26 protein-coding genes are annotated in these 26772 nt (G+C 70.3%); 4 read left to right on the top strand and 22 right to left on the bottom strand.

The window, feature by feature from the left end; genetic code table 11:
- Positions 1 to 131: 131 nt before the first annotated feature.
- The 5 genes from ABZ441_RS28210 to ABZ441_RS28190 form a co-directional block, all read right to left on the bottom strand.
- Positions 132 to 944, bottom strand: a complete 813-nt coding sequence (locus ABZ441_RS28210; RefSeq protein WP_358979237.1) for a DUF1295 domain-containing protein — start codon at positions 942 to 944, stop codon at positions 132 to 134.
- On the bottom strand, positions 941 to 2326 hold the full coding sequence (locus ABZ441_RS28205) for a cyclopropane-fatty-acyl-phospholipid synthase family protein (protein ID WP_358979235.1): 1386 nt from the start codon (positions 2324 to 2326) through the stop codon (positions 941 to 943). Before ABZ441_RS28205 ends, ABZ441_RS28210 begins: the two co-directional genes overlap by 4 nt.
- Positions 2323 to 3543 (bottom strand): cyclopropane-fatty-acyl-phospholipid synthase family protein, encoded by a 1221-nt coding sequence (locus ABZ441_RS28200; protein ID WP_358979250.1) that lies wholly within the window; start codon positions 3541 to 3543, stop codon positions 2323 to 2325. The genes ABZ441_RS28205 and ABZ441_RS28200 overlap by 4 nt, the downstream gene beginning before the upstream one ends.
- A gap of 110 nt (positions 3544 to 3653) precedes the next feature.
- Entirely contained in the window at positions 3654 to 4379 is a 726-nt protein-coding gene (locus ABZ441_RS28195) for a DUF1365 domain-containing protein (protein ID WP_358979232.1), read from the bottom strand.
- The gene (locus ABZ441_RS28190; RefSeq protein WP_358979230.1) at positions 4376 to 5647 is read right to left on the bottom strand and encodes an FAD-dependent oxidoreductase; all 1272 of its coding nucleotides are present in this window, start codon (positions 5645 to 5647) and stop codon (positions 4376 to 4378) included. Before ABZ441_RS28190 ends, ABZ441_RS28195 begins: the two co-directional genes overlap by 4 nt.
- Positions 5648 to 5804: 157 nt before the next feature.
- Between ABZ441_RS28190 and ABZ441_RS28185 the strand changes: the two genes are divergently transcribed.
- The 3 genes from ABZ441_RS28185 (at position 5805) to ABZ441_RS28175 (ending at position 8916) form a co-directional block, all read left to right on the top strand.
- Entirely contained in the window at positions 5805 to 7433 is a 1629-nt protein-coding gene (locus ABZ441_RS28185; protein WP_358979228.1) for a molybdopterin-dependent oxidoreductase, read from the top strand.
- Positions 7434 to 7501: 68 nt separating this feature from the next.
- Positions 7502 to 8149 (top strand): fasciclin domain-containing protein, encoded by a 648-nt coding sequence (locus tag ABZ441_RS28180; RefSeq protein WP_358979226.1) that lies wholly within the window; start codon positions 7502 to 7504, stop codon positions 8147 to 8149.
- Positions 8150 to 8442: 293 nt separating this feature from the next.
- Positions 8443 to 8916, top strand: coding sequence for an SPW repeat protein (locus ABZ441_RS28175; protein ID WP_358979224.1), 474 nt, complete (start codon positions 8443 to 8445; stop codon positions 8914 to 8916).
- Between the two features lie 89 nt (positions 8917 to 9005).
- Here ABZ441_RS28175 and ABZ441_RS28170 read toward each other — a convergent pair whose 3' ends face one another.
- The 12 genes from ABZ441_RS28170 to ABZ441_RS28115 form a co-directional block, all read right to left on the bottom strand.
- Complete coding sequence (locus ABZ441_RS28170; protein ID WP_358979222.1) at positions 9006 to 11834, bottom strand: DEAD/DEAH box helicase; 2829 nt, start codon at positions 11832 to 11834, stop codon at positions 9006 to 9008.
- 49 nt (positions 11835 to 11883) lie between these two features.
- A complete protein-coding gene (locus ABZ441_RS28165) occupies positions 11884 to 12774 on the bottom strand; it encodes a diacylglycerol kinase (protein WP_358979220.1) in 891 nt (296 codons plus the stop codon).
- An 18-nt stretch (positions 12775 to 12792) separates the two neighbouring features.
- The gene (gene tatC, locus ABZ441_RS28160) at positions 12793 to 13755 is read right to left on the bottom strand and encodes a twin-arginine translocase subunit TatC (protein WP_358979218.1); all 963 of its coding nucleotides are present in this window, start codon (positions 13753 to 13755) and stop codon (positions 12793 to 12795) included.
- Between the two features lie 46 nt (positions 13756 to 13801).
- Positions 13802 to 14098 carry a Sec-independent protein translocase subunit TatA gene (gene tatA, locus ABZ441_RS28155; protein WP_358979216.1) on the bottom strand — a complete coding sequence of 99 codons (297 nt, stop codon included), beginning with the start codon at positions 14096 to 14098 and terminating at the stop codon, positions 13802 to 13804.
- 213 nt (positions 14099 to 14311) lie between these two features.
- Complete coding sequence (locus tag ABZ441_RS28150; RefSeq protein ID WP_031099435.1) at positions 14312 to 14506, bottom strand: hypothetical protein; 195 nt, start codon at positions 14504 to 14506, stop codon at positions 14312 to 14314.
- Between the two features lie 23 nt (positions 14507 to 14529).
- Positions 14530 to 14805, bottom strand: coding sequence for a hypothetical protein (locus ABZ441_RS28145; protein ID WP_358979214.1), 276 nt, complete (start codon positions 14803 to 14805; stop codon positions 14530 to 14532).
- A gap of 37 nt (positions 14806 to 14842) precedes the next feature.
- Positions 14843 to 15799 carry a WYL domain-containing protein gene (locus tag ABZ441_RS28140; RefSeq protein ID WP_205021805.1) on the bottom strand — a complete coding sequence of 319 codons (957 nt, stop codon included), beginning with the start codon at positions 15797 to 15799 and terminating at the stop codon, positions 14843 to 14845.
- 15 nt (positions 15800 to 15814) lie between these two features.
- Positions 15815 to 16768, bottom strand: a complete 954-nt coding sequence (locus ABZ441_RS28135) for a WYL domain-containing protein (protein WP_358979211.1) — start codon at positions 16766 to 16768, stop codon at positions 15815 to 15817.
- 181 nt (positions 16769 to 16949) lie between these two features.
- Positions 16950 to 17324, bottom strand: a complete 375-nt coding sequence (locus ABZ441_RS28130; protein WP_358979209.1) for an FKBP-type peptidyl-prolyl cis-trans isomerase — start codon at positions 17322 to 17324, stop codon at positions 16950 to 16952.
- 64 nt (positions 17325 to 17388) lie between these two features.
- Complete coding sequence (locus ABZ441_RS28125) at positions 17389 to 18366, bottom strand: FKBP-type peptidyl-prolyl cis-trans isomerase (protein ID WP_358979206.1); 978 nt, start codon at positions 18364 to 18366, stop codon at positions 17389 to 17391.
- A 238-nt stretch (positions 18367 to 18604) separates the two neighbouring features.
- The gene (gene pafA / locus ABZ441_RS28120) at positions 18605 to 19966 is read right to left on the bottom strand and encodes a Pup--protein ligase (protein WP_205021802.1); all 1362 of its coding nucleotides are present in this window, start codon (positions 19964 to 19966) and stop codon (positions 18605 to 18607) included.
- Positions 19967 to 19975: 9 nt separating this feature from the next.
- The gene (locus tag ABZ441_RS28115) at positions 19976 to 21235 is read right to left on the bottom strand and encodes an MFS transporter (RefSeq protein WP_358979203.1); all 1260 of its coding nucleotides are present in this window, start codon (positions 21233 to 21235) and stop codon (positions 19976 to 19978) included.
- A gap of 129 nt (positions 21236 to 21364) precedes the next feature.
- On the opposite strand from ABZ441_RS28115, the gene ABZ441_RS28110 reads away from it, so the two are divergent.
- Entirely contained in the window at positions 21365 to 22390 is a 1026-nt protein-coding gene (locus ABZ441_RS28110; protein WP_358979201.1) for a LacI family DNA-binding transcriptional regulator, read from the top strand.
- 51 nt (positions 22391 to 22441) lie between these two features.
- Here ABZ441_RS28110 and prcA read toward each other — a convergent pair whose 3' ends face one another.
- The 5 genes from prcA to dop all read right to left on the bottom strand — a co-directional run bounded on the left by prcA (position 22442) and on the right by dop (position 26588).
- Entirely contained in the window at positions 22442 to 23281 is an 840-nt protein-coding gene (gene prcA, locus ABZ441_RS28105; RefSeq protein ID WP_358979199.1) for a proteasome subunit alpha, read from the bottom strand.
- 55 nt (positions 23282 to 23336) lie between these two features.
- Complete coding sequence (prcB, locus tag ABZ441_RS28100) at positions 23337 to 24182, bottom strand: proteasome subunit beta (protein WP_205021798.1); 846 nt, start codon at positions 24180 to 24182, stop codon at positions 23337 to 23339.
- Positions 24134 to 24547 carry an endonuclease VII domain-containing protein gene (locus tag ABZ441_RS28095; protein ID WP_358979195.1) on the bottom strand — a complete coding sequence of 138 codons (414 nt, stop codon included), beginning with the start codon at positions 24545 to 24547 and terminating at the stop codon, positions 24134 to 24136. Before ABZ441_RS28095 ends, prcB begins: the two co-directional genes overlap by 49 nt.
- 190 nt (positions 24548 to 24737) lie before the next feature.
- Positions 24738 to 24956: a ubiquitin-like protein Pup gene (locus tag ABZ441_RS28090; protein WP_358979193.1), complete on the bottom strand. Its 219-nt coding sequence runs from the start codon at positions 24954 to 24956 to the stop codon at positions 24738 to 24740.
- Between the two features lie 120 nt (positions 24957 to 25076).
- Positions 25077 to 26588, bottom strand: a complete 1512-nt coding sequence (dop, locus tag ABZ441_RS28085; RefSeq protein ID WP_358979191.1) for a depupylase/deamidase Dop — start codon at positions 26586 to 26588, stop codon at positions 25077 to 25079.
- Positions 26589 to 26772: the final 184 nt, after the last annotated feature.

The raw sequence follows: 26772 nt of genomic DNA, 5'->3' as shown, positions 1-26772 counted from the left end.
CGCGAAACCTACACCTCTCATTTTTCACGGGTCCCATTTTGTTATACCCCGGGCGGGGCCGCGCCCCCCGCCGCGGGGTGCCCCCCCCGCCTCGAACACGAGGCCGGGGGCACACCCGTCTCCGGCTTCGTTCAGCTCCGGCGGAGCGTGCCGGGCGGCAGGGGGAAGAAGCCGCTGGTGCGGGCGACGTACTCCGCGTACCCGGGCCGGCCCTCCATGTGCCGCTCCAGCAGGGCCTTACCGCTGCCCATCGTGAGCAGGAGGCTCATGACGACGGGCGAGACGAGCGTGGCGGCCGCCACCACGGGGTCGGTGCAGACGACGAGGAAGAGCCCCCACCAGACGCAGAAGTCACCGAAGTAGTTCGGGTGCCGGGTCCAGGACCACAGCCCCCGGTCCATGATCCGGCCCTTGTTCGCCGGGTCGCGCTTGAACCGCGCCAGCTGGGCGTCGCCCACCGCCTCGAAGCCGAGCCCCACGGCCCACAGTGCCGCGCCCGTCCAGGCCCATCCGTCCAGCGGCCCCGGAAGGTAGTAGCCCGCCTGCACCGGAAGGGAGATGAGCCAGACCAGCGCACCCTGCAGCAGGTACACCTTGCGCAGGGCGTACAGGTCCGGATCGCCCGGTGCCTTCGCCAGCATGGCCTCGTAGCGCGGGTCCTCCCCGTGGCCGCGGCCCCGCCGGCCGATGTGCACGGCCAGCCGCACGCCCCAGAGGGCGGTGAGCGCGGTCACCAGGAGCCGGCGTCCGTCGTCCCCGTCGCCGGCCGACATCGCGTACGAGGCGAGGGCGACGGCCGCGAAGCCGAGACCCCACGCCACGTCGACGATCCGGTGCATGCGCTTGCGCAGGGCGATCAGGAAGGTGACGAGCATGACGGAGAGGGCGGCGCCCGCAGCCGCCGCCAGGTTCAGCGCGAACCCATGCCAGGCGAAGCCGTTCACAGGACGGCCCCCGGACGCTGTCCGGCCATCGCCGGTCCGGCGGAGCCCTGACCGGCTGCGGCGCCGAGTCCCGCGTACCAGTCGTGACGGGTGGCGGGCATACCCACCGCCCCCTCCTCGTCGGGCCGCACCGAGAGGATCTGGTCGACGCCCATACGCCGCTCCTCGAAGGCGAGGGCGCCGCCCACCAGGTAGAGGCGCCACACCCGGGCGGTCTCCTCGCCGACCAGGGCCACGAACTCGGACCAGCGCTCCTCCAGGGTCCGGTGCCAGGCCTCGACGGTCAGCACGTAGTGCTCGCGCATCGACTCCACGTCCCGGACCTCCAGCCCCGCCCCTTCGAGGAGCCCGACGGTCTCACCGAGCGGGCGCATGTGCATGTCCGGTGCGATGTACGACTCGATGAAGGCTCCGCCGCCGGGGGCGGTCGAGCCACGCGACATCTGCTGGACCAGGGCGCGCCCCTGCGGCCGGAGCACGGAGTGGAGCAGCGCGGTGAAGGCCGGGTACTCGGCGTCCCCTACGTGCTCCCCCATCTCGACGGTGGAGACCGCGTCGTACGCGCCCTGGAAGCCGGGCAGGCCGGGGACGTCTCGGTAGTCGCAGTTGTGCACCTCGACGAGGTCCTGCAGACCGCGCTCCTCGACCTGTGCGCGTACGTACGCCGCCTGCTCCCCGGCCAGGGTGACGGCGGTGACGCGGACGCCGTGGCTGCCCGCCGCGTGGAGGGTCAGGGACCCCCAGCCGCAGCCGATGTCGAGCAGTCGCGCGCCGGCCGTCAGCCCTAGCTTGCGGCAGATCAGTTCCAGCTTGTCCCGCTGGGCGTCGGCCGGCCCGTAGTCGGGGCCAAAACCGGTCCAGTAGCCGCAGGAGTAGGCCATGGTCCCGTCGAGCAGCAGGGAGTAGAAGGCGTTGGACAGGTCGTAGTGGTGACTGATGGCCGCCCGGTCACGCGCCTTGCTGTGGAGCGCGCCGCTGAGCCCGGCACGGGCGGCGGGAACGGGTGGCCGGGGGCCGACCGCTCCCAGGCGCAGGGCGGTGCCGGCCGCCCGGAGACGGTCGGCGAGGCCGGGGCGGGGAAGTCCCAGCCCCTGCTCCCGTGAGGCGCGGCGCATCGCCCGCAGTCCGTCCGCGAGGTCGTCGGCGATGTCGATGTCACCGGTGATGTATGCCTCGGCCAGGCCGAGTTCGCCCGGCTGCCAGAGAAGTCGGCGCAGCGCCCGGCGGGAACGGACGTGCACCGTGGGAGCGCCCTTCGGGCCGGTCTCGCTTCCGTCCCACATCCTGAGCCGGACCGGCGGCGGACCGCCGAGGAACTGCTCGATGACCGGCGCGATCCGCTGCGCGGCTCCGGTGCCCGGGGTGTCGGTGATGGTGTTCACGCGGTGTCCTCATGAGTCAGGAGAATCTGCTGCACATCGAGATAGCCGGACCGGAAACCGGCCTCGGAGTAGGCGAGGTAGAAGGTCCACATACGGCGGAACGTCGCGTCGAAGCCGAGGGCGTCGACCTGCGCGGCCCGCTGCGCGAAGCGTTCCCGCCACAGCCTCAGCGTCTCGGCGTAGTGCATGCCGTACGTGCTGCGCTGTCTCATCCGCAGGCCGGTGTGCACGGTGGTGACGCGCTCGACGGCCTCGGTGGAGGGGAGGATCCCGCCGGGGAAGATGTACTTCTGGATCCAGGTGTAGGTGCTGCGGCTGGCCCGCATCCGGTCGTCCGGCATGGTGATCGCCTGGAGCGCGATCCGGCCGCCGGGGGCGAGGCAGCGCTCCAGCGTCCGGAAGTACACCGGCCAGAAGTCCACACCGACCGCTTCGATCATCTCGACGCTGATGACCGCGTCGTATTTTCCGGTGACGTCCCGGTAGTCGCAGAGCCGCACGTCGACGCGGCCCTCGTGTCCGGCCTCGCGGATCCGGCCCCTGGCCAACTCCTGCTGCTCCCTCGAAAGAGTGAGGGTGGTGACTCGGGCGCCCCGTGCGGCGGCGCGCAGCGCCAGTTCGCCCCAGCCCGTGCCGATCTCCAGCAGTTCGGTGCCGTGGCCCACGCCGGCCAGATCGAGCAGGCGGTCGATCTTGCGGTGCTGGGCGGCGGGCAGCAGGTCCTGCTCGGCCGGGAATCCCCGGAAGACGGCGGACGAGTACGTCAGCGTGTCGTCGAGGAAGAGGGCGAAGAGGTCGTTCGACAGGTCGTAGTGGTGACTGATGTTGTCGCGGGAGCCCTCGGGGGTGTTGGCCTGCGCGGCGGGCTGCCGCAGTGCCCACAGGCTCCGCAGCCTCTGCAGCGGTGCGGGGACGAGCTCGGCCGCGTTCCCGGCGAGGACGGAAAGGACGCCGACGAGGTCGGGCGACTCCCACTCGCCCGCCATGTAGGACTCGCCGAAGCCGATGAGCCCGCTCGCGCCGATCCGCCGGAAGAACGCGTCGGGCCGGCGGATCTCCATGAGCGGTCCGCCCAGCCCGATGCAGTCGCGGCCGGCGAGCCGGGCCCGCAGCGGAAGCCTGGAGAGTGCGTTCCGTACGAGCCGTTCGGCCACGGCGGTCCTGAGCCCGGAGGCCCGTGGCTGGGCGGCGACATCGGGCCATCGGCCCGGGTCCACGCCTCGGGGCGGGGATGTGACGGCCCGGGTCTGGGCCGGGACGGTGCCGCGACGGGCCTGGGCCACCGCCGAGGTGGGAGAAGTGGGAGGGGTGGGCGAGGTGGGCACCTTCACTGCATGCCTTCCTGGGTGCGATGACGGGGACGGGGCTGCACGGGCAGCCGGCGCAGGAACAGCCGTATGCCGTGCAGCCGGATGGCGGCGGATACGACCACGGTGGAGAAGGGGTGGCGCAGGAACAGCCGGAGGAGTTGGGCGGGCGTACCGGGACGCCTGGTGCCGCGTACGGTCGCGGTGAACGGGCGGGCGTCCTCGCGCTCCAGGTGGACCGTCAGGTCCAGCCGCGGGCCGGGCTCGGGGAGCCGCATCCGGTAGCGGCCGTCCACCGGGAAGAACGGCGAGACGTAGAAGTCCTTCTCCGTCGTCGCACGCCCCGCCTCGTCCGTCCGCAGCAGGTAGCAGTGCCGCTCGCCGTACGTGTTGTGCACCTCGGCGACCACACAGAGCGGGCTGCCGTCGGACGTGCGGCACCAGTAGACGGTCAGGGGATTGAAGACGTGGCCGAGCACCCGGGCCTGCGTCAGCATGGTGACCGAGCCGTCGGCGAGATCGATGTCGCGGGTACGCAGGAACTGTTCGAGTCCGGCCCGCACGGTGGGTGCCGTACCACCGAAGTGGTCGCGTGCGTCGAAGCCGGCCAGCGGACGCAGCAGGGCCGGCAGCCGCGGCGGGCTGTCCGGGTCCATGAGCCACAGGTAGGTGCGGTGCCGCAGACCGTATCTGCGGGGCGCGGTCCGCACGTGCGTGATGGTGCACGGGTAGAGGGCGCTGCTCACCAGTCCACCCCCAGTGCGGCGGCGGCCTCGACCCCCGAACGGCAGCCGTCCTCGTGGAACCCCCAGCCGTGGTACGCCCCCGCGAAGGCGGTGACCGGTCCCGAGAGTGCGGGCAGGCGTTGCTGGGCGGCGACCGATTCCGGGGTGAAGACGGGGTGTTCGTACACCGTGCGGGCCCGCACGAGACCCGCATCGACCCGGTCGTCCCCGTTCAGCGTGACGACGAACCGCTCGGGGGCGTCGAGCCGCTGGAGCCTGTTCATGTCGTAGCTGACGGTGACCCGGTCGGCGTCGGCGGCGCAGGAGGGCATCAGGTAGTTCCAGGAGGCGGCGGCCCCCCGGCTGCGCGGCAGCAGCGTGGTGTCGGTGTGCAGCACCGTGGGGTTGTGGGAGTAGCGGAACGCCCCTAGGGTGCGCCTCTCCTCGTCGGTGGGGTCGGCGAGGAGCCGGAGCGCCTGGTCGGGGTGGGTGGCGACGACGACCCCGTCGTACTCCTCGGTGGTGCCGTCCTCGGTGACGATCTCCACGCCGTCGCTGTGCCGGCGCACCGTCCTGACCGGGGTGGCCGTCCGCACGGAGTGCACCTGCTTGGCGATGCGCTCGACGTAGGAGCGCGATCCGCCGGTGACGGTCCGCCAGACCGGCGAGTCGCCGATCGAGAGCATCCCGTGGTGCTCCAGGAAGCGGAAGAGGTAGCGGGCCGGGTAACGCAGGGCGGTCACCGGGTCGCAGGACCAGACCGCGGAGACCATGGGGGTCAGGAAGTGCGCGCGGAAGTACGGGGAGAAGCTGCCGCGCTCCGCGAACTCGCCCAGGGTCATCACCCCGGTGCCCTCGGGCATGGCGAGCAGCGCCCTGGCCGCGCGGTGGAACCGCACCACCTCGGTCAGCATGCGCAGGTACGGGCCCCGGAGTACGGAGCCGGGCCGGGCGAACAGCCCGGCGGCGCCCCGCGCTCCCGCGTACTCGAGGCCGCACCCCTCGCAACGCACGGACATGCTCATCTCGGACTCCTGTGTGGCCACTTCGAGCTCGTCGAAGAGCCGCAGGAGATGCGGGTACGTCCGCCGGTTGTGCACGATGAACCCCGAGTCGACGCGGTGTGTCCGGCCGTCCGTCGAGCTCAGGTCGTGGGTGTGGGCGTGTCCGCCGACGCGCGGGTCCGCTTCGAGGAGCGTCACGTCGTGCGCCCTTCCCAGGACGTACGCGGCGGTCAGTCCCGCCACCCCGCTGCCGACTACGGCTGTGCGCCGCCGCTCCCCTGTCATTCGCTTCCCTCCGGTGTCACCTGCCTGGCCGGGGCCCTACGGGAGTGCCCCTCAGAGGTCATTCGAGACAGCGACCGCCGCGGATTGGCCGATGATCGGACTTCCTTCCATCGAGTGAAGGACCAATCCGCCGGGAGATCTGCGCCGAACCCCCGGTGTGAGAACAGACCGAGACGTTTCGCAGAAGCAAGGGGCCTCCGGGGCCCGGCGCTCCCGCTGGGCACGCGCCGCGTTCGCCGCGCTCAGCGGTCTGATCGCCGGGTTCACGGCTCTGTGCGTCGCCGAACTGGTCGCCGCCGCCGTACGTCCTGAGGCGGGTCCGGTCACAGCCGTGGGCGGGGCGGTCATCGACCGCACTCCCGCGGCCGTCAAGGACTTCGCGGTAAGGAACTTCGGCACGGACGACAAGCTGGTGCTGCAGCTCGGGATCCTCGTCCTCCTGGCGCTCTTCGCCATGGCGGTGGGGATCCTCGCACTGCGGCACCGGTGGACCGGCGCTGCGGCCGTACTGGTCTTCGGCGTGGTCGGGGCAGTGTCCGCGGCCGGGCGGCCCGAGGGCCGGCCGGGCGACGTACTGCCTTCGGTCGTGGGCGCGCTGGTGGCCGCGGGAGTGCTGTATCTCCTGGCGGGACGCCTTGCCCCGGTCCCCGTTCCGCCTCCCGCGGCTGGGGAGACGGACGACGGGGAACGGGGCACCTTCGACCGCCGCGGCTTCGTCGTCGCGGCGACCGCAGCCGCGGTGGCCTCGGCCGGTGCGGGACTCCTGGGCCGCAGGCTCCAGGCGTCCCGGCTGGCCGGGGTCTCCGCCTCACGCGGCGACGTCGTGCTCCCGGCGCCGGCCTCGCCCGCCCCCGCGATACCGGGGGGAGCGGATCTGGGCATCCGGGGTCTGAGTTCCTTCACCACCCCGAACAAGGACTTCTACCGGGTGGACACCGCTCTCGTGGTTCCGCGCGTCGACGCCGGCGAATGGCGGCTGCGCATCCACGGCAAGGGGGTGGCGCGACCCGTCACCCTCGGCTTCCAGGACCTCCTGGGGCGCGAGCTCGTGGAGCGCGACATCACGCTGACCTGCGTGTCCAACCAGGTGGGTGGTCCCTACGCCGGTACAGCCCGGTGGATCGGCGTACGCCTGGCGGATCTGCTGCGTGAGGCCGGGGTGAAGCCCCCGTCGAAGGGCGGGCCCGCGGACCAGATCGTGGCGCGTTCCGTGGACGGGATGACGATCGGCACTCCGGTCGAGGAGGTCATGGACGGCCGCGACGCACTCCTCGCGGTCGGCATGAACGGCGAACCGCTGCCGTTCGACCACGGCTTCCCGGTCCGGATGGTCGTGCCCGGCCTGTACGGATACGTCTCGGCGTGCAAGTGGATCCAGGACATCGAGCTCACGAACTTCGACGCCTACGACGCCTACTGGGTCAAGCGCGACTGGTCGCGCGAGGCGCCGGTCAAGACCCAGTCGCGCATCGACACGCCCCGCCCTTTCGCCGCACCGCGAGCGGGGACCATATCCGTCGCCGGGGTCGCCTGGGCCCAGCACCGGGGCATCGCCCGGGTCGAGGTCCGGGTCGACGGCGGCGAGTGGCACACCGCGCGACTGGCCGCGGAGGCCGGCCGCGACACCTGGCGCCAGTGGGTGTGGGAATGGCCGGCCACGACCGGCAACCACACCCTGGAGGTCCGTGCGACGGACCGCACCGGCGCCACACAGACCAGCGAACGGGTCGGCACCGTACCCGACGGTGCGACGGGGTGGCACTCGGTGGTGGTCGACGTGACCTGACCTCCGCCCGTCCCCCGGCCCGCTCCTCCCTTTCCACAGTTGATCAACGATCCGTTCAGGAGAACACCATGAACAGCCGTCACCTTCGCCGTATCGCCCTCACCGTCTCCGCCGCGGCCATGCTGCCGCTCGCGCTGACCGCCTGCTCCGGCGACTCCGACAAGTCCTCGTCCGACTCCGGTGCGGACAAGGCGGCGTCGAGCGCGCCGGCCAAGGAGACCGAGAGCGCCGCGACCATGGACGAGCCGTTCGGCCCGGGCTGTGCGTCGGTCCCGGCCGAGGGCGCGGGCTCGTTCGCCGGCATGGCCCAGGACCCGGTCGCCACGGCCGCGTCGAACAACAAGGACCTGTCCACCCTGGTCGCCGCGGTCAAGCAGGCCGGTCTTGTCGACACCCTGAACAGCGCCGAGAACATCACGGTCTTCGCCCCGACCAACGACGCCTTCGCCAAGATCCCGAAGGCCGACCTGGACAAGCTGCTCGCGGACAAGGCCGAGCTCACCAAGGTGCTCACCGCGCACGTGGTCGGCGAGAAGCTGACTCCGGTGCAGTTGGAGAAGGGCTCCTTCGACACCCTGGCCAAGACCAAGCTGACGACGGCGGGTTCGGGCGAGGACTACACCGTGAACGACTCCTCGAAGGTCGTCTGCGGCAACGTCCCGACCGCCAACGCCACGGTCTACATCGTCGACACCGTCCTGATGCCGGCGAGCTGACCCGCGGCCCGTCAGTGCGCTGACGGCCTGCCGGCGACGAGCCCCGAGGCCCGCGTGCTCCGACCCCACGGCCGGAGCACGCGGGCCTCGGGGCTCATGCCGTCGTCGGGTGGCCGGACACGCGGACCGGCCGGAGACGGGGCGGACACCTCCTGCGCACCTCGACGAAAACGCAGCAATCAACCACTCAGACAACTACACATAAGGGGCATATAAGAGCACACTTGTCGGGAGAGCACAGGGCCGCGTTCCTGACAGCGGTCGCTCCAGCAAGTGCGAAGGAGACCATCCTCATGAGTAACCTCTCACACACCGGAAGGGATGTGTCCGGTCGATCGGACACCGCCGGAAGGGACATCTCCAGGCACCCCGACGCGGATGAGATGCGGGCGCGCCACGACCGTGTGATGGGCGGCGGACGTACCACCGCGATGGCGGACGCACCGGTGTTCCTGCTCGGTCTGTTCTGCGCGGTCTCGCCGTGGGTGCTTCACTTCACCGCGAGCCAGCCCTCCCTGGTCACCCACAACCTCGTCATCGGTATCGCGATAGCCGTACTGGCACTCTGCTTCACCGCGATGCCCGAGCGGATGACCGGCATGAGCCTGGCCATCTGCGCGCTGGGCGCCTGGCTCATCGTGTCGACGTGGGTCGTGGGCTCGAGCCCCGACATGGGCGTCATCCTCAACAACGTCATCGTCGGCGGACTGGCGGTCGTGCTGGGGGCTGTATGCGCGGGAGTCGCCGTGAAGAACAAGAAAACCTGAGGGGGTTCACGCGTGAGCGGCCACAGGCGGGAAGTCATCGCCCGCGGCCGCTCACTCTCGCTCAGGTCGGCTCCTGCGCGCAGGAGCACTCACCCCACGGAGCTGTACGCCACCACACCCCGCAGCACCGCGTCGACGGCCTTGTGCGCGTTCTTCGCGACCGAACTCCCCTCACGGGGCGCGGCGGCCGCGATCTGGCCGAGTACGTCGATGACCTGCTTGCACCACCGCACGAAGTCACCGGCCGGCATCTCCGCCTCGCGGAGGACCTCGTCCAGCGTCCGCCCGGAGGCCCACATGTAGACCGCCCAGGCGAAACCGAGGTCGGGTTCGCGCTGGCCGACCCCTTCCGTCTGGCTGATCTTGAAGTCCTCCTCCAGGGCGTCGAGCCGGCCCCAGATGCGGATCATCTCGCCCATCGCGGCCTTGGCCGGTCCGGACGGCAGCTTGGGCGCGACCGCGTCGTCCGCCTGGCGCGCCTCGTAGACCAGCGCCGAGACGCACGCGGCGAGTTCGGCGGGGTTGAGCCCCTCCCAGACACCGTCCCGCAGACATTCGCTGGCCAGCAGGTCGAGCTCGCCGTAGAGCCGTGCCAGACGCCGGCCGTTGTCGGTGACCTCGCTGCCCCGCAGATAGTCGAGCTCGGTCAGGAGCGCGACGATGCGGTCGAAGGTCCGGGCGATGGTGTTCGTCCGGCCCTCGATGCGGTGTTCCAACTGCCGTGTGTCGCGCTGCAGCCGGTGATAGCGCTCGGCCCAGCGGGCGTGGTCCTCACGCTCGTCGCACCCGTGGCAGGGGTGTGCGCGCAGCTCCGTGCGCAGCCGCGCGATCTCCCGGTCGTCGGCCGCGGCGGCCCGCTGCTTGCGGTGCCGTCCCGGATCGATGTGCCCCGCCTTGCTGCGCAGAGCGGAGGCCAGGTCCCGGCGGGACTGCGGTGAGCGCGGATTGAACGATTTGGGAACCCTCATCCGCTCCAGCGCCTCGACCGGCACGGGGAAGTCGATGTGGGCCAGCCGCTTGACCTGCCGCTCGGCGGTGAGCACCAGGGGACGCGGTCCGTCGTGGTACTCCAGCCCGCGATGGCCGTTGGTCCGTCCTGCGGGCAGCCCCGGGTCGAGGACCAGGGCGAGTCCGGCGAACTTGCCGGTCGGGACGTGGATGACGTCTCCCGGCTTCAGCTTCTCCAGGGACGAGGCGGCGGCGGCCCGCCGCTGGGCCGCGCCCTGCTTGGCCAGATCCGTCTCGCGGTCCTTGAGGTCACGGCGCAGTCGCGCGTACTCCTCGAAGTCCCCGAGGTGACAGGTCATGCCCTCCTTGTAGCCCTCGAGGCCCTCCTCGTTGCGCTGGACCTGCCGGGAGATCCCGACGACGGACCGGTCGGCCTGGAACTGCGCGAAGGAGGTCTCGAGCAGTTCGCGCGAGCGGTGCCGCCCGAACTGCTGCACGAGGTTGACGGCCATGTTGTACGAGGGCCGGAAGCTGGAGCGCAGCGGATACGTCCGCGTGCCGGCGAGTCCGGCGAGCGCGCCGGGGTCCATGCCCCGCTGCCACAGCACCACCGCGTGGCCCTCGACGTCGATGCCGCGACGCCCGGCGCGCCCGGTGAGCTGGGTGTACTCCCCGGGGGTGATGTCGGCGTGCTGCTCGCCGTTCCACTTCACCAGCTTCTCGAGCACCACGGAACGCGCGGGCATGTTGATGCCGAGTGCGAGCGTCTCCGTCGCGAAGACCGCCTTGACCAGGCCGCGGACGAACAGCTCCTCCACGACCTCCTTGAAGGTCGGCAGCATTCCTGCGTGGTGCGCGGCGATGCCCCGCTCCAGGCCTTCGAGCCACTCGTAGTAACCGAGGACGTGCAGGTCCTCGCCGGGGATGGACGCGGTCCGCTCCTCGACGATCTCCCGCACCAGCTGACGCTTGCTCTCGTCGTTGAGCCGGAGCCCTGCCTGCAGGCACTGCTGCACGGCCGCCTGGCAGCCGGCCCGGCTGAAGATGAAGGTGATCGCGGGCAGCAGCCCCTCGGCGTCGAGCCGGTCGATGACCTCGGCCCTGGACGGCGTCCAGATGCGGCTGCGCTGACGGCGCTCGCGTTCGCGGTCGGCCTCGCGCACCATCTTGCCGCGCCGGCGCTCGCGCGGGTTGTACCCCCGCTGGTTCTCCATCCGGGCGAGCCGGACGAGGTCGGGGCTGACCTCGCGCCGTCCGGTGCCCCGGCCGCCGTGGTCGGTCTCCTCCTCGAAGAGGTCGTACATCCTGCGCCCGGCCATGACGTGCTGCCACAGCGGCACGGGCCGGTGTTCGGAGACGATCACCTGCGTGTCGCCGCGGACGGTGTCCAGCCAGTCGCCGAACTCCTCGGCGTTGGACACGGTCGCCGACAGGGACACCAGGGTCACGGACTCCGGCAGGTGGATGATCACTTCCTCCCACACGGCGCCCCGGAAGCGGTCCGAGAGGTAGTGCACCTCGTCCATGACCACGTAGCCGAGGCCGGTGAGCGCCTGGGAACCCGCGTACAGCATGTTGCGCAGGACCTCGGTCGTCATGACGACCACGGGTGCGTCCGCGTTGACGCTGTTGTCACCGGTCAGCAGACCGACCTTGTCCGCGCCGTAGCGCCGGGCGAGATCGGTGAACTTCTGGTTGGACAGGGCTTTGATCGGCGTGGTGTAGAAGCACTTGCGGCCCTGCAGGAGGGCCAGGTGAACGGCGAATTCACCGACGATCGTCTTGCCCGACCCGGTGGGGGCCGCGACCAGCACCCCCTTGCCGGCCTCGAGGGCCTGGCATGCCTCGATCTGGAACGGGTCCAGTCCGAATTCGTACATCTCGCGGAAGGGCCCGAGGGCGGTGGCCTGCTCGGCCGCACGGACCCGGGACGCCTGGTATCGCTCAGCTGGTGAGAGGTCCTCTGTCATCTTGATACGAGCCTACCCGCCCCGTATGACAGTCAGCCCGATCTTTATTTCACGGTGCAAGGACCCTGACCGCACCGGGTACGCAGGTCGCCGTGAGCGGCAGCGCGCCCAGCGGCTCGCCGTCCGCGTACGCCGTGACACCGGCGGAGGCCAGCTCTATCGAGGAGACCCGGTGCACGGTGACCTTCGGGTGCCCGAGGTGCGTCCCCCTGTACACCTTCGGGAACACCTTGAGCAGAGTCGTCCGGCTGCAGTCACCGACCACGGTCACGTCGAAGAGCCCGTCGTCCATGACGGCGTCGGCGCAGATCCGCATGCCTCCGCCGTAGGTGGTGCCGTTGCCCACCGCGATCAGGGTCGCCTCGACCTCGGTCACCGGTCCGCCGTCCAGCCTCACGCGGTACGGGATCGGCCGGAAGGCGGCCAGCTCGGCGAGGATCGCCAGGTCGTACTTGAAGCGCCCGCCGACCCGGCGCATCCGGTTCCCCCGGTCGTTGACCCGCGAGTCGAAGCCCGAGGCGAGCACGGAGCCGAACCAGCGTTCACCGACACGGCCCAGGTCGACCGTGCGCACCGTCCCGGCCTTGAGCGCCTCGGCGGCCAGCCGGCCCGCGGCGGCCGGATCGCGGATCGGCAGCCCGAGGGCGCGCGCGAAGTCGTTGCCGGTGCCCACGGCCACCGCGCCGAGCGGCGTCGAGGTGCCGGCGACGGCCTGCAGGGCGAGGGACATCATGCCGTCCCCGCCCACGGCTATCAGTGCTCCGGTCCCGAGCGCCACGGCCTCACGGGCCCGCCGCAGCGCGTCGTCGGCGTCCTCCCCGAGAACCGTCCGCACAGAGAAGCCCGCCTCCCGCAGAGCCGAAGCGGCCGGCTGCGCGGCACGCGCGCCCCGGCCGCTTCCCGCGGTGGGATTGACGAAGAGGGTGATCTCGCTGGTCACCCGCGGGACCCTACAAGGTCAGGTGATGTCGTCGTAACCGTTGAGCCTGTGGGACCGGCCGCCGTCCGCTTCGCCGCCGGCCTGTTCGGGCAGGGCGGCACGGGTGGACACGGGCTCGATCGCGCCGACGGCCTCGGGGGTGAGGTCCAGCTTCGACGCCTCGTCGTCGTCGAGCTCGGCGTCGGGGTTGTTGCGGCGCTTCCTCTTGTCGTTGAGGAGGGAGAACCCTGTGGCCATGAAGTAGAAGGCTGCGAGCGGCCCCGCCAGGATGAGCATGGACAACGGCTCACCGCCGGGCGTCGCGATCGCCGCGAACGCGGTGAGACCGACGATCATGCCGCGCCACCAGCCCAGCATCCTCTTGCCCGACACGACACCGGTCAGGTTCAGCGCGACGAGGAGCAGCGGCAGCTCGAAGGCGAGACCGAAGACGATGACCATCCTGGTCAGCAGGTCGAGGTAGCTGTCGAGGGCGATCTGGTTCTGGACGTTCGCCGGGCTGAACCCGAGCATGATCTCCGCGGTCTGCGGAAGGATCGCGTAGGCGAGGTACCCGCCCGACAGGAACAGCGGCGCACCGAGGACCACGAAGCCGTAGGCGTAGCGCTTCTCGCTCCTGTGCAGCCCGGGCGCCACGAAGGCCCAGAGCTGGAAGAGCCATACCGGGGAGGCGAGCAGCACACCCGACATCAGGCCGACCTTGAGCGCGTTGGTGAAGGGGCCCATGAGGGTGTCCGTCTTCACGACGGCGCAGGGCTTGCCGTCCACGGCCACGACCACGCCGTCCTCGCAGCCCACCGAGGTGAGAAGCGGGCTCAGAAGGAAGTCGTAGATCTCCTTCTGGTAGAAGGCGGCGACGATCGTCACCACGCCGATGGCCAGGACCGACTTCAGCAGCCGGTTGCGCAGCTCACGCAGGTGATCGAGGAGGGGCATCCGCCCCTCGTCGTCCTTCTCCTGCTTGCGGGCAGACTTGAGCAACCCACTTCCCTCGTCTCGATCGGCAACTGCCGGATGTGCGGAGCTGTCAGCTCTGGGTGGTGGGCTTGGGCTCGCTGACCGGACGGGCGCTGGTGACGTCTCCCGGAGCGGCCTGGATCGTGCGCGCGGTGGCCGCGGGCGGGGTGGGGTCCGCGACGGTCTCGGTGGTGGGCGCCGCCGGCTCCCCGTCGTCCTTCTTCATGGCCTTGGCCTCGCTCTTGAGGATGCGGGCCGACTTGCCGAGCGAACGCGCCATGTCGGGAAGCTTCTTGGCGCCGAAGAGCAGCAGGATGACAGCGATGATCAGAATGATCTCGAGGGGCTTCAGATTCCCGATCGACATGTGCGCTTCCTTCTCACTGAGGCGTCTGGAGGGTGGGCTCGCTACCCGTTCGACCGGACGCATGTCCGGTTCGCGCTGGCAGCGATCGTAACCCGCAGGGGTAAACGTGAGGCAATGCCCGTGCGTACTCCCGCTTGCGGCCCACACCTCCCTGCCTGAGCCGCTCCAGCAGCGTACCCCCCGAACCGGTGAATCAGGAGGCCGCGCCCGTCGTCACAGGGCCTCTCCGGTATCGGCGAGCGTGGTGGCCGCTCGTTCGAGATCCTCCGCCGCTCGGTTGATCCGCCGGGTGGTCTCGGCGACCTGTCCGGCCAGCCGCTGTGCCTCGACGAAGACCTTGACGGCCAGGACGCCGAGCACGGCCAGACCGGCGAATCCCAGGGCGATGGCGAGCATGGGCCAGAACATGGGTGGATCTCCGGTGTCTCTCGTTACCGCAGGGCGGTGTGCAGGCGCAGCGTCCGCACCCCGCCGCCGCTGAGCAGCTCGACGATGCGCTCTCCGGCAGGCTTGCGGACCGCGGAACCGCACGCGGGGCAGGTGAAGGAGTAGAAGGTCGTACGGCGGCTGGCGCCTATCGCCAGCCGCAGCGCTCCCGCCCCGAGCTCGAACCGTTCACGGCAGTCCGGGCAGGCCGCCCGGAAACGCATGGCGTCGTGCGCCGGGAGCGAAACCGGTCCGGCCGGCGTGCTCGGTATCGGGGTCATACGGTTTCTTCCTCCTCGCTGCACCGGTGGCCGCCGCTCAGAGCGCGCCGTCGTAGGCGGCCAGCGCCTCACGCGCCGCCAGCCTGGCACTCTCGGCCAGGTCCGGGGGCGATGTGATGCGTCCCTCCCCGCCCAGCCGCAGGGCGAGCCTGCGCAGGGAGGCGGGATCGGGGGTGCGGAGCGTGATCCGCAGACCGCCGTCGGGCAGTTCCTCCGCACTGTCGTGGGGGTAGTACTCGGCGACCCACCGGCCGCCGGGGCCGACCTCGATCACGACCTCCGGATCCTCGGCGGCGGGCTGCACCAGCCCCTCGGAGAGGTCACGCAGCTCCAGCTCCGGCGGGGCGGAGGGGGCGTCGAGGAGCCTGATCTCGGCGACCCGGTCGAGCCGGAACGTGCGTCGCGCCTCGGTGAGCCGGCACCAGCCCTCCATATAGGTGCGGCCGACGGCGAACAGCCGGATCGGGTCCACCTCGCGCTCGGTGAGCTCGTCGCGCGCGGGCGAGTAGTAGCGCAGCCAGAGCCTGCGCCGCTCGGAGATCGCGCGGTCCACGTCGGCGAAGACGCCACCCTCGGACTCGAAGGTGACCGAGAGCCGGGAGCTGGCTGCCCCCACCTCACCGGCCGCCGTCTCCAGCTTCGCGGTCGCGCGCACCAGCGCCTGCCGGTCGCTCTCACGCAGACCGGGGAGCGTGGCGACGGCACGGGCCGCGACGAGCAGGGCGGTCGCCTCGTCGGCGGCCAGCCGTAGTGGCTCGGCGACGTCGTCCGGGTTGTGCCACCAGATCCGGTCGCCGTCGGTGTCGATGTCCAGCAGGTCGCCCCCGCGGAAGCTGGTGCCGCACATGGGAAGCACGTCGAGGTCGGAGATCAGCTCGTCCTCGGTGATCCCGAAGGCCCGTGCCACGTCCTGGACGTGCGCGCCGGGGCGCTCGCGCAGGTAGGTGACGAGGGAGAGCATCCGCCGGGTCTGGTCGATCGCGTTCGTGGCCACGAGTACGGGTCCCCCTCAGTCCTTGGCCACGGCGCGCAGCCGGTCCATCACGTCGGCCCGCAGATCGTCGGGTCGACTCACGATCACGTCGGGCCCGAACTCCACGAGCCAGGCGTCCAGCCCGTGTCCGTACGGAATCTCCAACTCGTCCCAGCCGTCACCGAGTTCCCGTACCGACAGGGCGCGGGAGCGCAGCGGGTAGCCGGACCCGGTGCGCAGCCTGATCAGGGCTGTCCTGGTGGCGGTCTCGCCGGCCCAGCTCTCCACGGTCTCGCGGACGGTGACCGCGTCGGGGACCGGGGCCGTGAAGGCGGCCGCGCGGGAGCGGACCCGGCCCGAGATCCGGGACAGCCGGAAGACCCGCTCGGCGCCCCGGTCACGGTCCCAGCCGGCCAGATACCAGTGGCCGCGCCAGCATTCGAGCGTCCAGGGCTCGACCTGGCGCTGCTCGGGACGGGCGGCGTTGCCCTTGCGGTAGTCGAAGGTGACCGGGCGGCGGTCACGGCAGGCGAGCATCAGCGGTTCGAAGGCGGCCTCGTGAACCGGGATACGGGGCTCGAGGGCGCTGTGCACCTCGTAGGCGTCCTCGGCCTCCGGCATGCCGGCGGCCCGCAGCTTCTGCAGGGCGCCGCTGGCGGCGCCGGCGAGGCGGGCCTGCTGCCACACCTTGGCCGCGAGCCCGAGGGCCGCGGCCTCCTCGGCGTCCAGGGTGATGGGGGGCAGCCGGTTGCTGTCGCGGCGCGCGAGATATCCGGTGTCGCCGTCCAGGTTCTCGACGGTCTCGATGATCAGGCCGAGTTCGCGGAGATCGTCCTTGTCCCGCTCGAACATCCGGTTGAAGGACTCGTCGGAGCCCGCCTCCAGGTACGCCTCGATGGACCCGCGGAGCTCACGCTTGCTGAGCGGACGCCGGGTACCCAGCAGACACAGTGCCAGGTTCATCAGCCGTTCGGCCTTGGCAATCGCCATCGACGCCCTTTCTCGACGTGCTCTCCGACCGTCGACCGTACCGCCCCGGGGTGTCCGGGCCAAAGCGAGGGCCATTGCCTTGCGGACGCTGCTCGTACGCAGCGCTCCGCCCCGCTGGATGAGATCCAGCGGGGCGGAGTGAACCGACAGCATCCTTGCGGAACTGCTGTGGACGGACGGATCAGACGCCGACGAGGTCGCAGACGAAGATCAGCGTCTCGCCCGGGGCGATGGCGCCGCCGCCCGCGCCGCGGTCGCCGTAGGCGAGGTGCGCGGGGATGGTCAGCTGGCGACGGCCGCCGACCTTCATGCCCTGGACACCCTTGTCCCAGCCGGCGATGACCTGGCCGGCACCGAGCTTGAACTGCAGCGGCGTGCCGCGGTTCCACGAGGCGTCGAACTCCTCGCCGGTGGAGAAGGCCACACCGACGTAGTGCACGGAGACGGTCTGACCAGCCTGGGCCACAGATCCGTCGCCCTCCCAGATTTCCTTGATCTCCAGGTCGGCCGGCGGCTCGCCACCCGGGAAGTCGATCTCGGGCTTCTCGATGCTCACTGAATTGCTCCTAAAAAGAATCTCGGGGACAACCGCACGAGTCTCGCACGGCTCACGTCACCGCTCAGACGGCGCCGAGGATGTCGACGACGAAGACCAGGTTGTTCTTGGCCAGCTCGTTCGACGGATCGGCACCGTAGGCCTGGCCCGGCGGAATCGTCAGCAGGACGCGGTCGCCGACGTGCTTGCCGACCAGCCCCTTGTCCCAGCCGGAGATGACACCGCCGACGCCGATCGGGAAGGCGCTCGCGCCACCGTGGTCCCAGGAGGAGTCGAACTTCTTGCCGTCCTCCCACTTCACACCCGTGTACTGGACGACCAGGCCCTGTCCGGCCTTGACCTCGGCGCCGTCGCCCTTGATCAGCACCTGCTCCTGAAGGTCCTTCGGCGCCTTCTCACCCTTGGGGACGGTGATCGTCGCGGCCTTCTGCGGCTGGGCCTTCACCTCGGGCGTGCCGGGCTCGCTCGCGGCCTGCGTGCCCTTCGCCTCGGCCTTCTTGTCGACCTTCTTGGCGTTCACGATGTCGACGACCCAGATCAGGGGATCGGTGGGCTTGATCCCGGACTGCGGGTTCAGCTGGTCGCCGACGATCGTCTCGGCCGTGCCCTCGACCTGGACGCGGCTGCCGACCTTGTGGCCGGTCAGCGCGTCAGCCACCTTGGTCGGCAGCATCTGCCCCTGCTGGCCGATCTCCTGCACGACCTGCGCACGGGGGGCCTTCGGGTCTGCGCCCTGACGCTGGGCCCAGGTGGAACCGAGCGCCTCGATGTTGCCGGCGAAGTCCAGGCGGACGATGTCGCCCTTCTTGACCTCGGCACCGTCACCTGCGGAGACGTCGTCCACGGCGACCTTGTCGGACACCTTGGCGCCCTTGGGCACCTCGATCTTGGGCTCGGCGCCGAACTTCCCGGACACCTTGGCGACGGTCCCCGACTTCGGTGCGTCGTCGTCCTTGGCGTCGGACCCGCAGGCGGCGGTGAACAGCAGAGCGGGCACAACCAGTACGGCGGCGGCTCGCCGGGCAGTTTTCGTGGGGTTCATCAGTCCAACTCGCGAGTAGGGGGCTCCGGGCAGTCCCGCCACTCTACGACTTCGTCCCAGCGGCATCACGAGTACCGACACAGCTGTACGCCGGGGCAGGTTCGCCCCGGCGTACAGTGAGCCCCTTTTCGCAGGCGGGCCCGCTTCCCTCAGTGGCCGCACCGGGAGTCGGGAAATCGAAAAGACACCGTTGCGGCCCCCTCGGCGGAAATCGGCTGTCGAGAGGGCTTCCCGGCACTCACATGCCCGCGATCAGCTTCTCCACCCGCTCGTCCACGGAACGGAAGGGGTCCTTGCAGAGAACGGTGCGCTGCGCCTGGTCGTTGAGCTTGAGGTGAACCCAGTCGACGGTGAAGTCCCGCCGCTGTTCCTGCGCCCGGCGGATGAAATCGCCGCGCAGCCGCGCCCTGGTCGTCTGCGGGGGCACCGATTTACCCTCGAAGATCTTGAGGTCGTTACAGATGCGGGCGGCCTGCCCCTTACGCTCCAGGAGGTAGTAGAGCCCGCGCCGCCGGTGGATGTCGTGGTAGGCGAGGTCTATCTGGGCGACTCGCGGATTCGACATGGTCATGTTGTTCTTGGCCCGGTACCGCTCGATGAGCTTGTACTTCATGACCCAGTCGATCTCGGTGCCGATGCGGTCGAGGTCCTCGGCCTCGATGGCGTCCAGCGTGCGGCCCCACAGCTCGAGGACCTGGTCGACGGTGCCGGTGCGGATGCCCCGGCGCTCGACGAAGTCGACGGCCTTCTCGTAGTACTCGCGCTGCACCTCGATGGCCGATGCCTCACGGCCGCTGGCCAGACGCACCTTCCGCTGTCCGGTGATGTCGTGGCTGACCTCGCGGATGGCCCGGATCGGGTTCTCCAGGGTCAGGTCGCGCATCACCGTGCCCGCCTCGATCATGCGCAGCACGAGGTCGGTGGCACCGACCTTGAGGAGCATGGTCGTCTCGGACATGTTGGAGTCACCGACGATGACGTGGAGGCGGCGGTACCGCTCCGCGTCGGCGTGCGGTTCGTCCCGGGTGTTGATGATCGGACGTGAGCGCGTCGTCGCGGAGCTGACGCCCTCCCAGATGTGTTCGGCCCGCTGGCTCACGCAGTAGACGGCTCCGCGCGGCGTCTGCAGCACCTTGCCGGCACCGCAGATGAGCTGACGGGTGACGAGGAACGGAATGAGGATGTCCGCGAGCCGGGAGAATTCTCCGTGCCGGGCCACGAGGTAGTTCTCGTGACAGCCGTAGGAGTTTCCAGCCGAGTCGGTGTTGTTCTTGAAGAGATAGACGTCGCCTGCGATTCCCTCCTCGTGCAGGCGGCGTTCGGCGTCGACGAGCAGGCCTTCGAGAATGCGCTCGCCCGCCTTGTCGTGCGTGACCAGTTCGGTCACGTTGTCGCATTCGGGTGTCGCGTATTCCGGATGCGATCCCACGTCGAGGTAGAGGCGGGCGCCGTTCCGCAGGAAGACATTGCTGCTGCGGCCCCATGACACAACACGGCGGAAGAGGTAGCGCGCCACTTCGTCAGGTGACAGTCGGCGCTGTCCCCTGAACGTGCACGTGACGCCGTACTCGTTCTCCAGCCCGAAAATGCGGCGGTCCATGACTGAACATTACGCCTTATGGCCTGAGCTGAAACCGGGTTCGGCAGCACCGTTTCGATCATTTTCCGAACCGGCCACAACTGCGGGCGTATGTCCGGGAGCTGCGAGGACCCTTCCGGTGGCCAGCAGGACCAGCAACGCGGCCACTCCCCCGGCCCCGGCGACGGCGAAACTCCACGCCGTCCCGCCGATCTCGACGGCCGGGCCCGCCACCGCCGTTCCGGCCGCCGCACCCACCCCGAAGGTCGTCACGAGCCAGGAGAACGCCTCGGTCACCGTGCCCCGCGGCGCGTGCCGGTCCACGACGATGAACGAGCAGGCGATCGCCGGGGCCAGGAACACTCCGGCCAGTGCCGCCAGCGCGGTCATCGCGGGCACACCGGGCGTCAGCACCAGCGGCAGGTAGCCCAGGGCCAGCAGGGCGACGATGACCCGCAGCCTGCGTTCGGGCGCCCCGGCCCACTCCCGCGCGCCGTACACCGCTCCGCCGATGAGTGCGCCGAGCCCGAGGGCGGCCATCAGCCAGCCGTACACGGACTCCTGGCCGTGGTCGTCGGCGTACGCCACACCGGCCACGGTGATCGAGCCGAGCGCGAGCCCGACGAAGAAGAAGGCGCCGAGCAGCGCGAGCAGCCCCGGGGAGCGCAGGGCCCCGAGCCAGTGGGCTTCACGGGGCGCCGAACGCCACGCCCTGGAGGGCTCGGACAGGACGACGGACAGGGCTCCCAGGACGCCGATGGCGTTGATGACCAGGAGGGCGGCGGCAGGCGACCAGAGCGACACCAGGACCGTCACGAGGAGCGGCCCCACCGTGAACATGATCTCCTGGGCCACCGCGTCCATGGCGTACGCCCGGTGCACCCGGTCCTCCCGGCCCAGGACCGTCGGCCACAGGGCACGCAGACCGCCCTCCAGCGGGGGCGTGGACACACCGGCCACGACGACCGCCGCGTACGCGACCGGGAGCGAACCGAGGCCCGCCAGGGCGAGTGCGGCCATGCCCAGCGCGGACACGACCGCTGCGGGGAGCTGGACACGCGGCTGCCCGTACAGGTCCACGGCCCGGCCCAGCAGCGGCTGTCCCACCGCCGTCGCGAGGCCGTAGGCCGCCGCGAGGGCGCCGGCCAGTGTGTAGCTGCCGCCCTCCGCACGGGTGAACAGGACGATCGCGATGTGGGCGGTGCCGTTCGGCAGCCGCCCCACCAGTGTTCCCGCCAGCAGCCGGGCGGCATGCCGCGCCCGGAGGATGTCCAGATATCCCGCGGCCATGTCCACCCCTCTCCCCCGAAGGTGCAGCAGTCCCGGGGTTTTACGTATAACGTCGGTGTTCATACGTACCATGTGGGCGTCCCGGCAGTCCATCCCGCCGCGTCCGACCGGTCCAGCACGGAGGCACGAGTGAGCAGCGCCCGGCAGCCGGCCCCACCCCGGCCCACCAGCCGTGACGTGGCACGGGCCGCGGGCGTGTCACAGGCCACGGTCTCGCTCGTGCTCGGCGACAAATGGCGTGGACGGGTGTCGGCCGGGACCGCCGAGCGGGTCCGTGACAGCGCCCGCGACCTCGGCTACCGGCCGAATCTCGCCGCCCGCAGCCTCCGGCTGGGCCGCACCCGCACCGCCCTGCTCGTCGTCCCCGCGCTCACCAACGAGTTCTTCGCCCGCGTGTACACGGGCGCCGCGGCCGTCGCCGCCGAGCACGACTTCGGAGTGGTCCTCTACCCCTCCCCCGACGGCACCGGCCCCGCGAGGGACCCGTTCGCCTCGGCACGCGCGGCACTCGACGGCGTCATCGCCTCGTCGATGGCGGCGGACGCCCTGGGCGCGCTGAGGGGCGCGGACCTGCCGCTGGTGATGCTGGACAGCGACCCCGAGGGCCATGGGGCCGCGGCGCGCGTGAACCTCGACATCGCGGACGGCATGCGCCAGGTGACGGGACATCTGCTGGGCCTGGGCCACCGCCGGATCGTGCACCTCGCGTCCGCCGTGGACACCTGGACCTTCGCGGTGCGCGCCCGGGCTCTGCGGGAGGCCGTGCGGGACGTCCCCGGCGCCGCCCTGCGCACCGTGAGGGCCCCGCTGGACGTGCGGGCCGGGCGCGAGGCGGCGGAGAGGGTCCTCGCCTCCGGCCCACTGCCCACGGCCGTCGTCTGTGACGACGACATCCTGGCCGCCGGTGCCTGCAAGGCGGTGCGCAGGCGGGGTCTCCGGGTCCCCGACGACATCTCCGTGACCGGCTTCGACGACCTGGCGCTCGCCACGGCGGTGGAACCGGAACTGACCACGGTGCGGCTCCCGGCCGAACAGGTAGGCGAGCGGGGCATGGCGGCCCTGCTGGACGTCCTGGAGGGCCGCCCCGCCGAGCACCCCGATCTCCCCGTCCACCTGGTGGTGCGGGGTTCCACCGCACCCCCGCCCACCGCGTGAGGGTGCCCCCGGCCGTGGCCGGGGGCACCCTCACGGCTCTGCCGGAGCCCGCTACTTCTTCTTCGCGCCGCCCGTGCCCTCGTCAGGAGCGTCGGCATCCTTCGCGGGCGTACCGGTGCCGGCGGCCGGCTTGCCGCCGCCTTCGGGCTCCTCCGCGTCGGAGGGGGCGTCCGTCGGGGTCGCCCCGGCGCCGTCCGCGTCCAGCAGCCTGCTCAGCTGCCGGCCGACGATGCGCTTGAACTTGCGCTGCTGCGGCCTCGTCCGGTCGAGGACCGCGACCTCGAGCCGCTCGGCGGGAATCTCCCGCTCGTTGCCGTTGGCCTCGCGGGACAGCGCCTGCACAGCCAGCTTCAGCGCCTCGGCGAGCGACATCCCGTCACGGTGGCGCTGATCCAGGAAGGTGCTGATCTGCTCGGCGTTCCCTCCGACCGCGACCGAGCCGTGCTCGTCCACGATCGAACCGTCATGGGGCAGCCGGTAGATCTGGTCGCCCTCGGGCCCGGCGCCGACTTCGGCCACCACCAGCTCCACCTCGTACGGCTTCTCGGCCGCGCTGGAGAAGATGGTGCCCAGTGTCTGCGCGTAGACGTTGGCCAGCCCGCGGGCCGTCACATCGTCACGGTCGTAGGTGTATCCACGCAGATCCGCGTAGCGGACACCGCCGATGCGGAGGTTCTCGTACTCGTTGTACTTGCCGGCGGCGGCGAAGCCGATCCGGTCGTAGATCTCGCTGAACTTGTGCAGCGCACGGGACGGGTTCTCGCCGACGAACACAATGCCGTCGGCGAACTGCAGCACAACCAGGCTGCGACCACGGGCGATGCCCTTCCGGGCGTATTCCGCCCGGTCGGCCATGGCCTGCTGAGGTGAGACATAGAACGGCGTCGACACCGGCTATCCGTCCCTTTCTGTCAGTGACGAGTGCATCGGAGAAGCGTCGGACCGGTCAGAGGAGCGCGGCGCGGGGGCCGTCGGGCTGCTCGAGCCGGCGCTCCAGGATCGCGCGTGCGATCTCCGAGGATTCCGTGTCGTCCAGCTTGCGGAAGCCCTCATCGGTGATGACGGTGACGATCGGATAGATCCGGCGGGCCACGTCCGGGCCACCGGTCGCCGAGTCGTCGTCCGCCGCGTCGTACAGCGCCTGCACGACCAGGGTGAGTGTCTGCTCCTCCGTCAGGTCGCCGCGGTACAGCTTCTTCATCGACCCGCGCGCGAAGACGGAGCCCGAGCCGGTGGCCGCGTAACCGTGCTCCTCGGAACGCCCGCCCGTGACGTCGTAGGAGAAGATCCGGCCCTTCTCGCGGTCGACGTCGTACCCGGCGAAGAGCGGGACGACCGCCAGACCCTGCATGGCCATCGCCAGATTGCTGCGGATCATCGTCGAGAGCCGGTTGGCCTTGCCCTCCAGGGAGAGCGTGGCGCCCTCGACCTTCTCGAAGTGTTCCAGCTCGAGCTGGAACAGCTTGACCATCTCCACGGCGAGCCCCGCCGTGCCGGCGATCCCCACCGCCGAGTACTCGTCGGCCGGGAACACCTTCTCGATGTCGCGCTGCGCGATCATGTTTCCCATGGTCGCCCGCCGGTCACCGGCGAGCACGACCCCGCCGGGGAACGAGGCCGCGACGATCGTGGTGCCGTGCGGCGCCTCGATGGCGCCCTGCAGCGGCGGCAGGCTGCGGTTGCCGGGAAGGATCTCGGGTGAGTGATCGGACAGGAAGTCCATGAACGACGACGAACCCGGGGTCAGGAAGGCAGCTGGTAGACGCCCGGTGCTACGAGTGTTGGCTTCCACGCGTTTCCCTCCACGTATGCGGCTGCACGCCTTATGGCATCCGGCCGATCTTTGAGCTGCCCCAAGGCTGCGTTGCAGCTGAAGCACAGTACGCCACGGACCCTACCCGTCCTGTGACAGTGATCCACATGCTCTGCAGGAGCAGTCGGACAGATACAGCAAACACCCTGCTGAGCGGCGATCAAACCGTCCGACTCCGCCGGGCTGAGGCCGTACTTGCGCTGGAAGTAGCTGACCCGATTCCGCTCGGCTCGGCATGGACGGCAGTAGCTCGACCAGCCGTCGGAGGACGATGTGTTGCGTTCCCACTGGTCATGCGGTTTCGCCTCGCCGCACCGGGGGCAACGCTTGTGTCCGCGCGGCACCGGCACCTTGACTCGGACGGACCCGCCCTTGGCCTCCTGGCGCTGCCGGTAGTACTCAGCAGAGCATTCCCGGCAATACGCCTGGAGGCCGTCCGTCCCGCATAGCTCTGTTACTGGCGTAGGACTCCGCCGGCGGAGCCCTACGGCAGCGAGAGCATTTCCTTCCGGCAGGAATATCGGACACTAAGCCCTATTCCCCGCCTTTCTGAACAAATGACCTGACGAAATCCTCGGCATTGGACTCGAGTACGTCGTCGATCTCGTCGAGGACGTCGTCGACGTCGTCGCTGAGCTTCTCCTGCCGCTCCGCGAGGTCCTCGGAGGCCTGCGCGTCCTGCGCCTGCTCCTCGGTCTCCTCGGTGGAACGTGTCGCCTTCTGCTGTCCGCCGCCGGTGTCCTTGGTCGCCATGTAGCTCACCCCGCTCGGTTCGAAGCACTTGATCAGACCCTACCCACGGGGTCCGACATTGGCCCGGTACTTTCCTCAACGTCCGGAGGTCATCTGATTGATTCCCAGCCGGGGCCCTTTTCAGGCCCCCGTGAGCGTCCGGACCAGCTCTTCCGCCGTGCGGCAGCGGTCCAGGAGCTCCTCGACGTGAGCGCGCGTACCCCGCAGCGGTTCCATGGTGGGCACCCGCTGCAGGGAGTCACGGTCGGGCAGGTCGAAGATGACCGAGTCCCAGGAGGCCGCGGCCACGTCGTCCGCGTACTGCTCCAGGCAGCGGCCCCGGAAGTAGGCCCTGGTGTCCTCCGGGGGCTTCGTGCGGGCCCGCTCGACATCGTTCTCTTCCAGCAGCCGCTTGATCTTCCCGCGGGCCGCCAGGCGGTTGTACAGACCCTTGTCGGCCCGGACGTCCGCGTACTGGAGGTCCACCAGGTGCAGGCGCGGGGCGTCCCAGTCCAGGCCGTCGCGGCGCCGGTAGCCCTCCATGAGCTCCCGCTTGGCGATCCAGTCCAGCTCGCCCGACAGGCTCATCGGGTCGCTCTCCAGGCGGTTCAGGGTGTCCTCCCAGCGGGCCAGGACATCCTTGGTCTGCTCGTCGGCGTCCGCCCCGTACCGCTCCTCGACGTATTTGCGGCCCAGCTCGAAGTACTCCATCTGGAGCTGCACAGCGGTGAGTGTCCGGCCGCTGCGGAGCGTGACGAGCTGCTTGAGGGTCGGGTCGTGGGAGACCTGGTGCAGGGTACGGACCGGCTGGTCCACCGCCAGGTCGACGTTGATGAAGCCGTCCTCGATCATGGCGAGGACCAGCGAGGTGGTGCCGAGCTTCAGATAGGTCGAGATCTCGGAAAGGTTGGCGTCACCGATGATCACGTGCAGCCGGCGGTACTTCTCGGCGTCGGAGTGCGGTTCGTCGCGGGTGTTGATGATGGGGCGCTTGAGCGTGGTCTCGAGGCCGACCTCGACCTCGAAGTAGTCGGCGCGCTGACTGATCTGGAAGCCGTGCTCGTGGCCGTCCTGGCCGATTCCGACCCGGCCCGCGCCGGTGACGACCTGCCGGGAGACGAAGAACGGCGTCAGATGGCGCACGATGTCCGAGAAGGGGGTTTCCCTCTTCATCAGGTAGTTCTCGTGCGTGCCGTAGGACGCGCCCTTGTTGTCGGTGTTGTTCTTGTAGAGGTGGATCGGCTGGGCCCCGGGGATCGCGGCGGCCCGCTCGGCCGCTTCCGCCATCACCCGCTCGCCGGCCTTGTCCCAGAGCACGGCGTCCAGCGGATTGGTGATCTCGGGTGAGCTGTATTCGGGGTGCGCGTGGTCGACGTACAGCCGCGCACCGTTGGTGAGGATGACATTGGCCAGGCCGATGTCCTCGTCGGTGAGCTGACTGGAGTCGGCGGTCTCACGGGCGAGGTCGAAGCCTCGCGCGTCGCGCAGCGGATTCTCCTCCTCGAAGTCCCAGCGGGCGCGGCGCGCCCGGTGCATCGCCGCCGCGTAGGCGTTGACGATCTGGGACGAGGTGAGCATGGCATTGGCGTTGGGCTGGCCGGGGACGGAGATCCCGTACTCCGTCTCGATGCCCATCACTCGCCGTACGGTCATGCGGCCCTCCTTGCCCGGCGGCGCCCCCCTCCGGGAGCGGCGCTCAAGTACCGCTGCTGGTCCGCGGTGCCCGTCCCCGCACTGCGCGACTCGGCGGTAATGCAGAGCCTAGAGCGCCGCTGCGCCGGTGGGGAGATCAATTGCGTCATTCTTCGGGTGTGGCCGGACCTGCCGGGAAAACGGC

Source organism: Streptomyces sp. NPDC005752 (assembly GCF_040630715.1).
In the GTDB taxonomy this organism is placed as follows: Bacteria; Actinomycetota; Actinomycetes; order Streptomycetales; family Streptomycetaceae; genus Streptomyces.
Note: the sequence above shows the minus strand (reverse complement) of the source record. Positions and strands in the feature narration are given on the sequence as shown.

Coding starts and splice junctions, on each gene's coding strand:
- dop (WP_358979191.1), bottom strand. CDS start 26,588: ATGACCGTACGGCGAGTGATGGGCATCGAGACGGAGTACGGGATCTCC.
- ABZ441_RS28135 (WP_358979211.1), bottom strand. CDS start 16,768: ATGGCGATTGCCAAGGCCGAACGGCTGATGAACCTGGCACTGTGTCTG.
- tatA (WP_358979216.1), bottom strand. CDS start 14,098: ATGTCGATCGGGAATCTGAAGCCCCTCGAGATCATTCTGATCATCGCT.
- ABZ441_RS28190 (WP_358979230.1), bottom strand. CDS start 5,647: ATGACAGGGGAGCGGCGGCGCACAGCCGTAGTCGGCAGCGGGGTGGCG.
- ABZ441_RS28115 (WP_358979203.1), bottom strand. CDS start 21,235: ATGGCCGCGGGATATCTGGACATCCTCCGGGCGCGGCATGCCGCCCGG.
- ABZ441_RS28175 (WP_358979224.1), top strand. CDS start 8,443: ATGAGTAACCTCTCACACACCGGAAGGGATGTGTCCGGTCGATCGGAC.
- ABZ441_RS28150 (WP_031099435.1), bottom strand. CDS start 14,506: ATGTTCTGGCCCATGCTCGCCATCGCCCTGGGATTCGCCGGTCTGGCC.
- pafA (WP_205021802.1), bottom strand. CDS start 19,966: ATGGACCGCCGCATTTTCGGGCTGGAGAACGAGTACGGCGTCACGTGC.
- ABZ441_RS28170 (WP_358979222.1), bottom strand. CDS start 11,834: ATGACAGAGGACCTCTCACCAGCTGAGCGATACCAGGCGTCCCGGGTC.
- ABZ441_RS28090 (WP_358979193.1), bottom strand. CDS start 24,956: ATGGCGACCAAGGACACCGGCGGCGGACAGCAGAAGGCGACACGTTCC.
- ABZ441_RS28125 (WP_358979206.1), bottom strand. CDS start 18,366: ATGAACCCCACGAAAACTGCCCGGCGAGCCGCCGCCGTACTGGTTGTG.
- ABZ441_RS28180 (WP_358979226.1), top strand. CDS start 7,502: ATGAACAGCCGTCACCTTCGCCGTATCGCCCTCACCGTCTCCGCCGCG.
- ABZ441_RS28145 (WP_358979214.1), bottom strand. CDS start 14,805: ATGACCCCGATACCGAGCACGCCGGCCGGACCGGTTTCGCTCCCGGCG.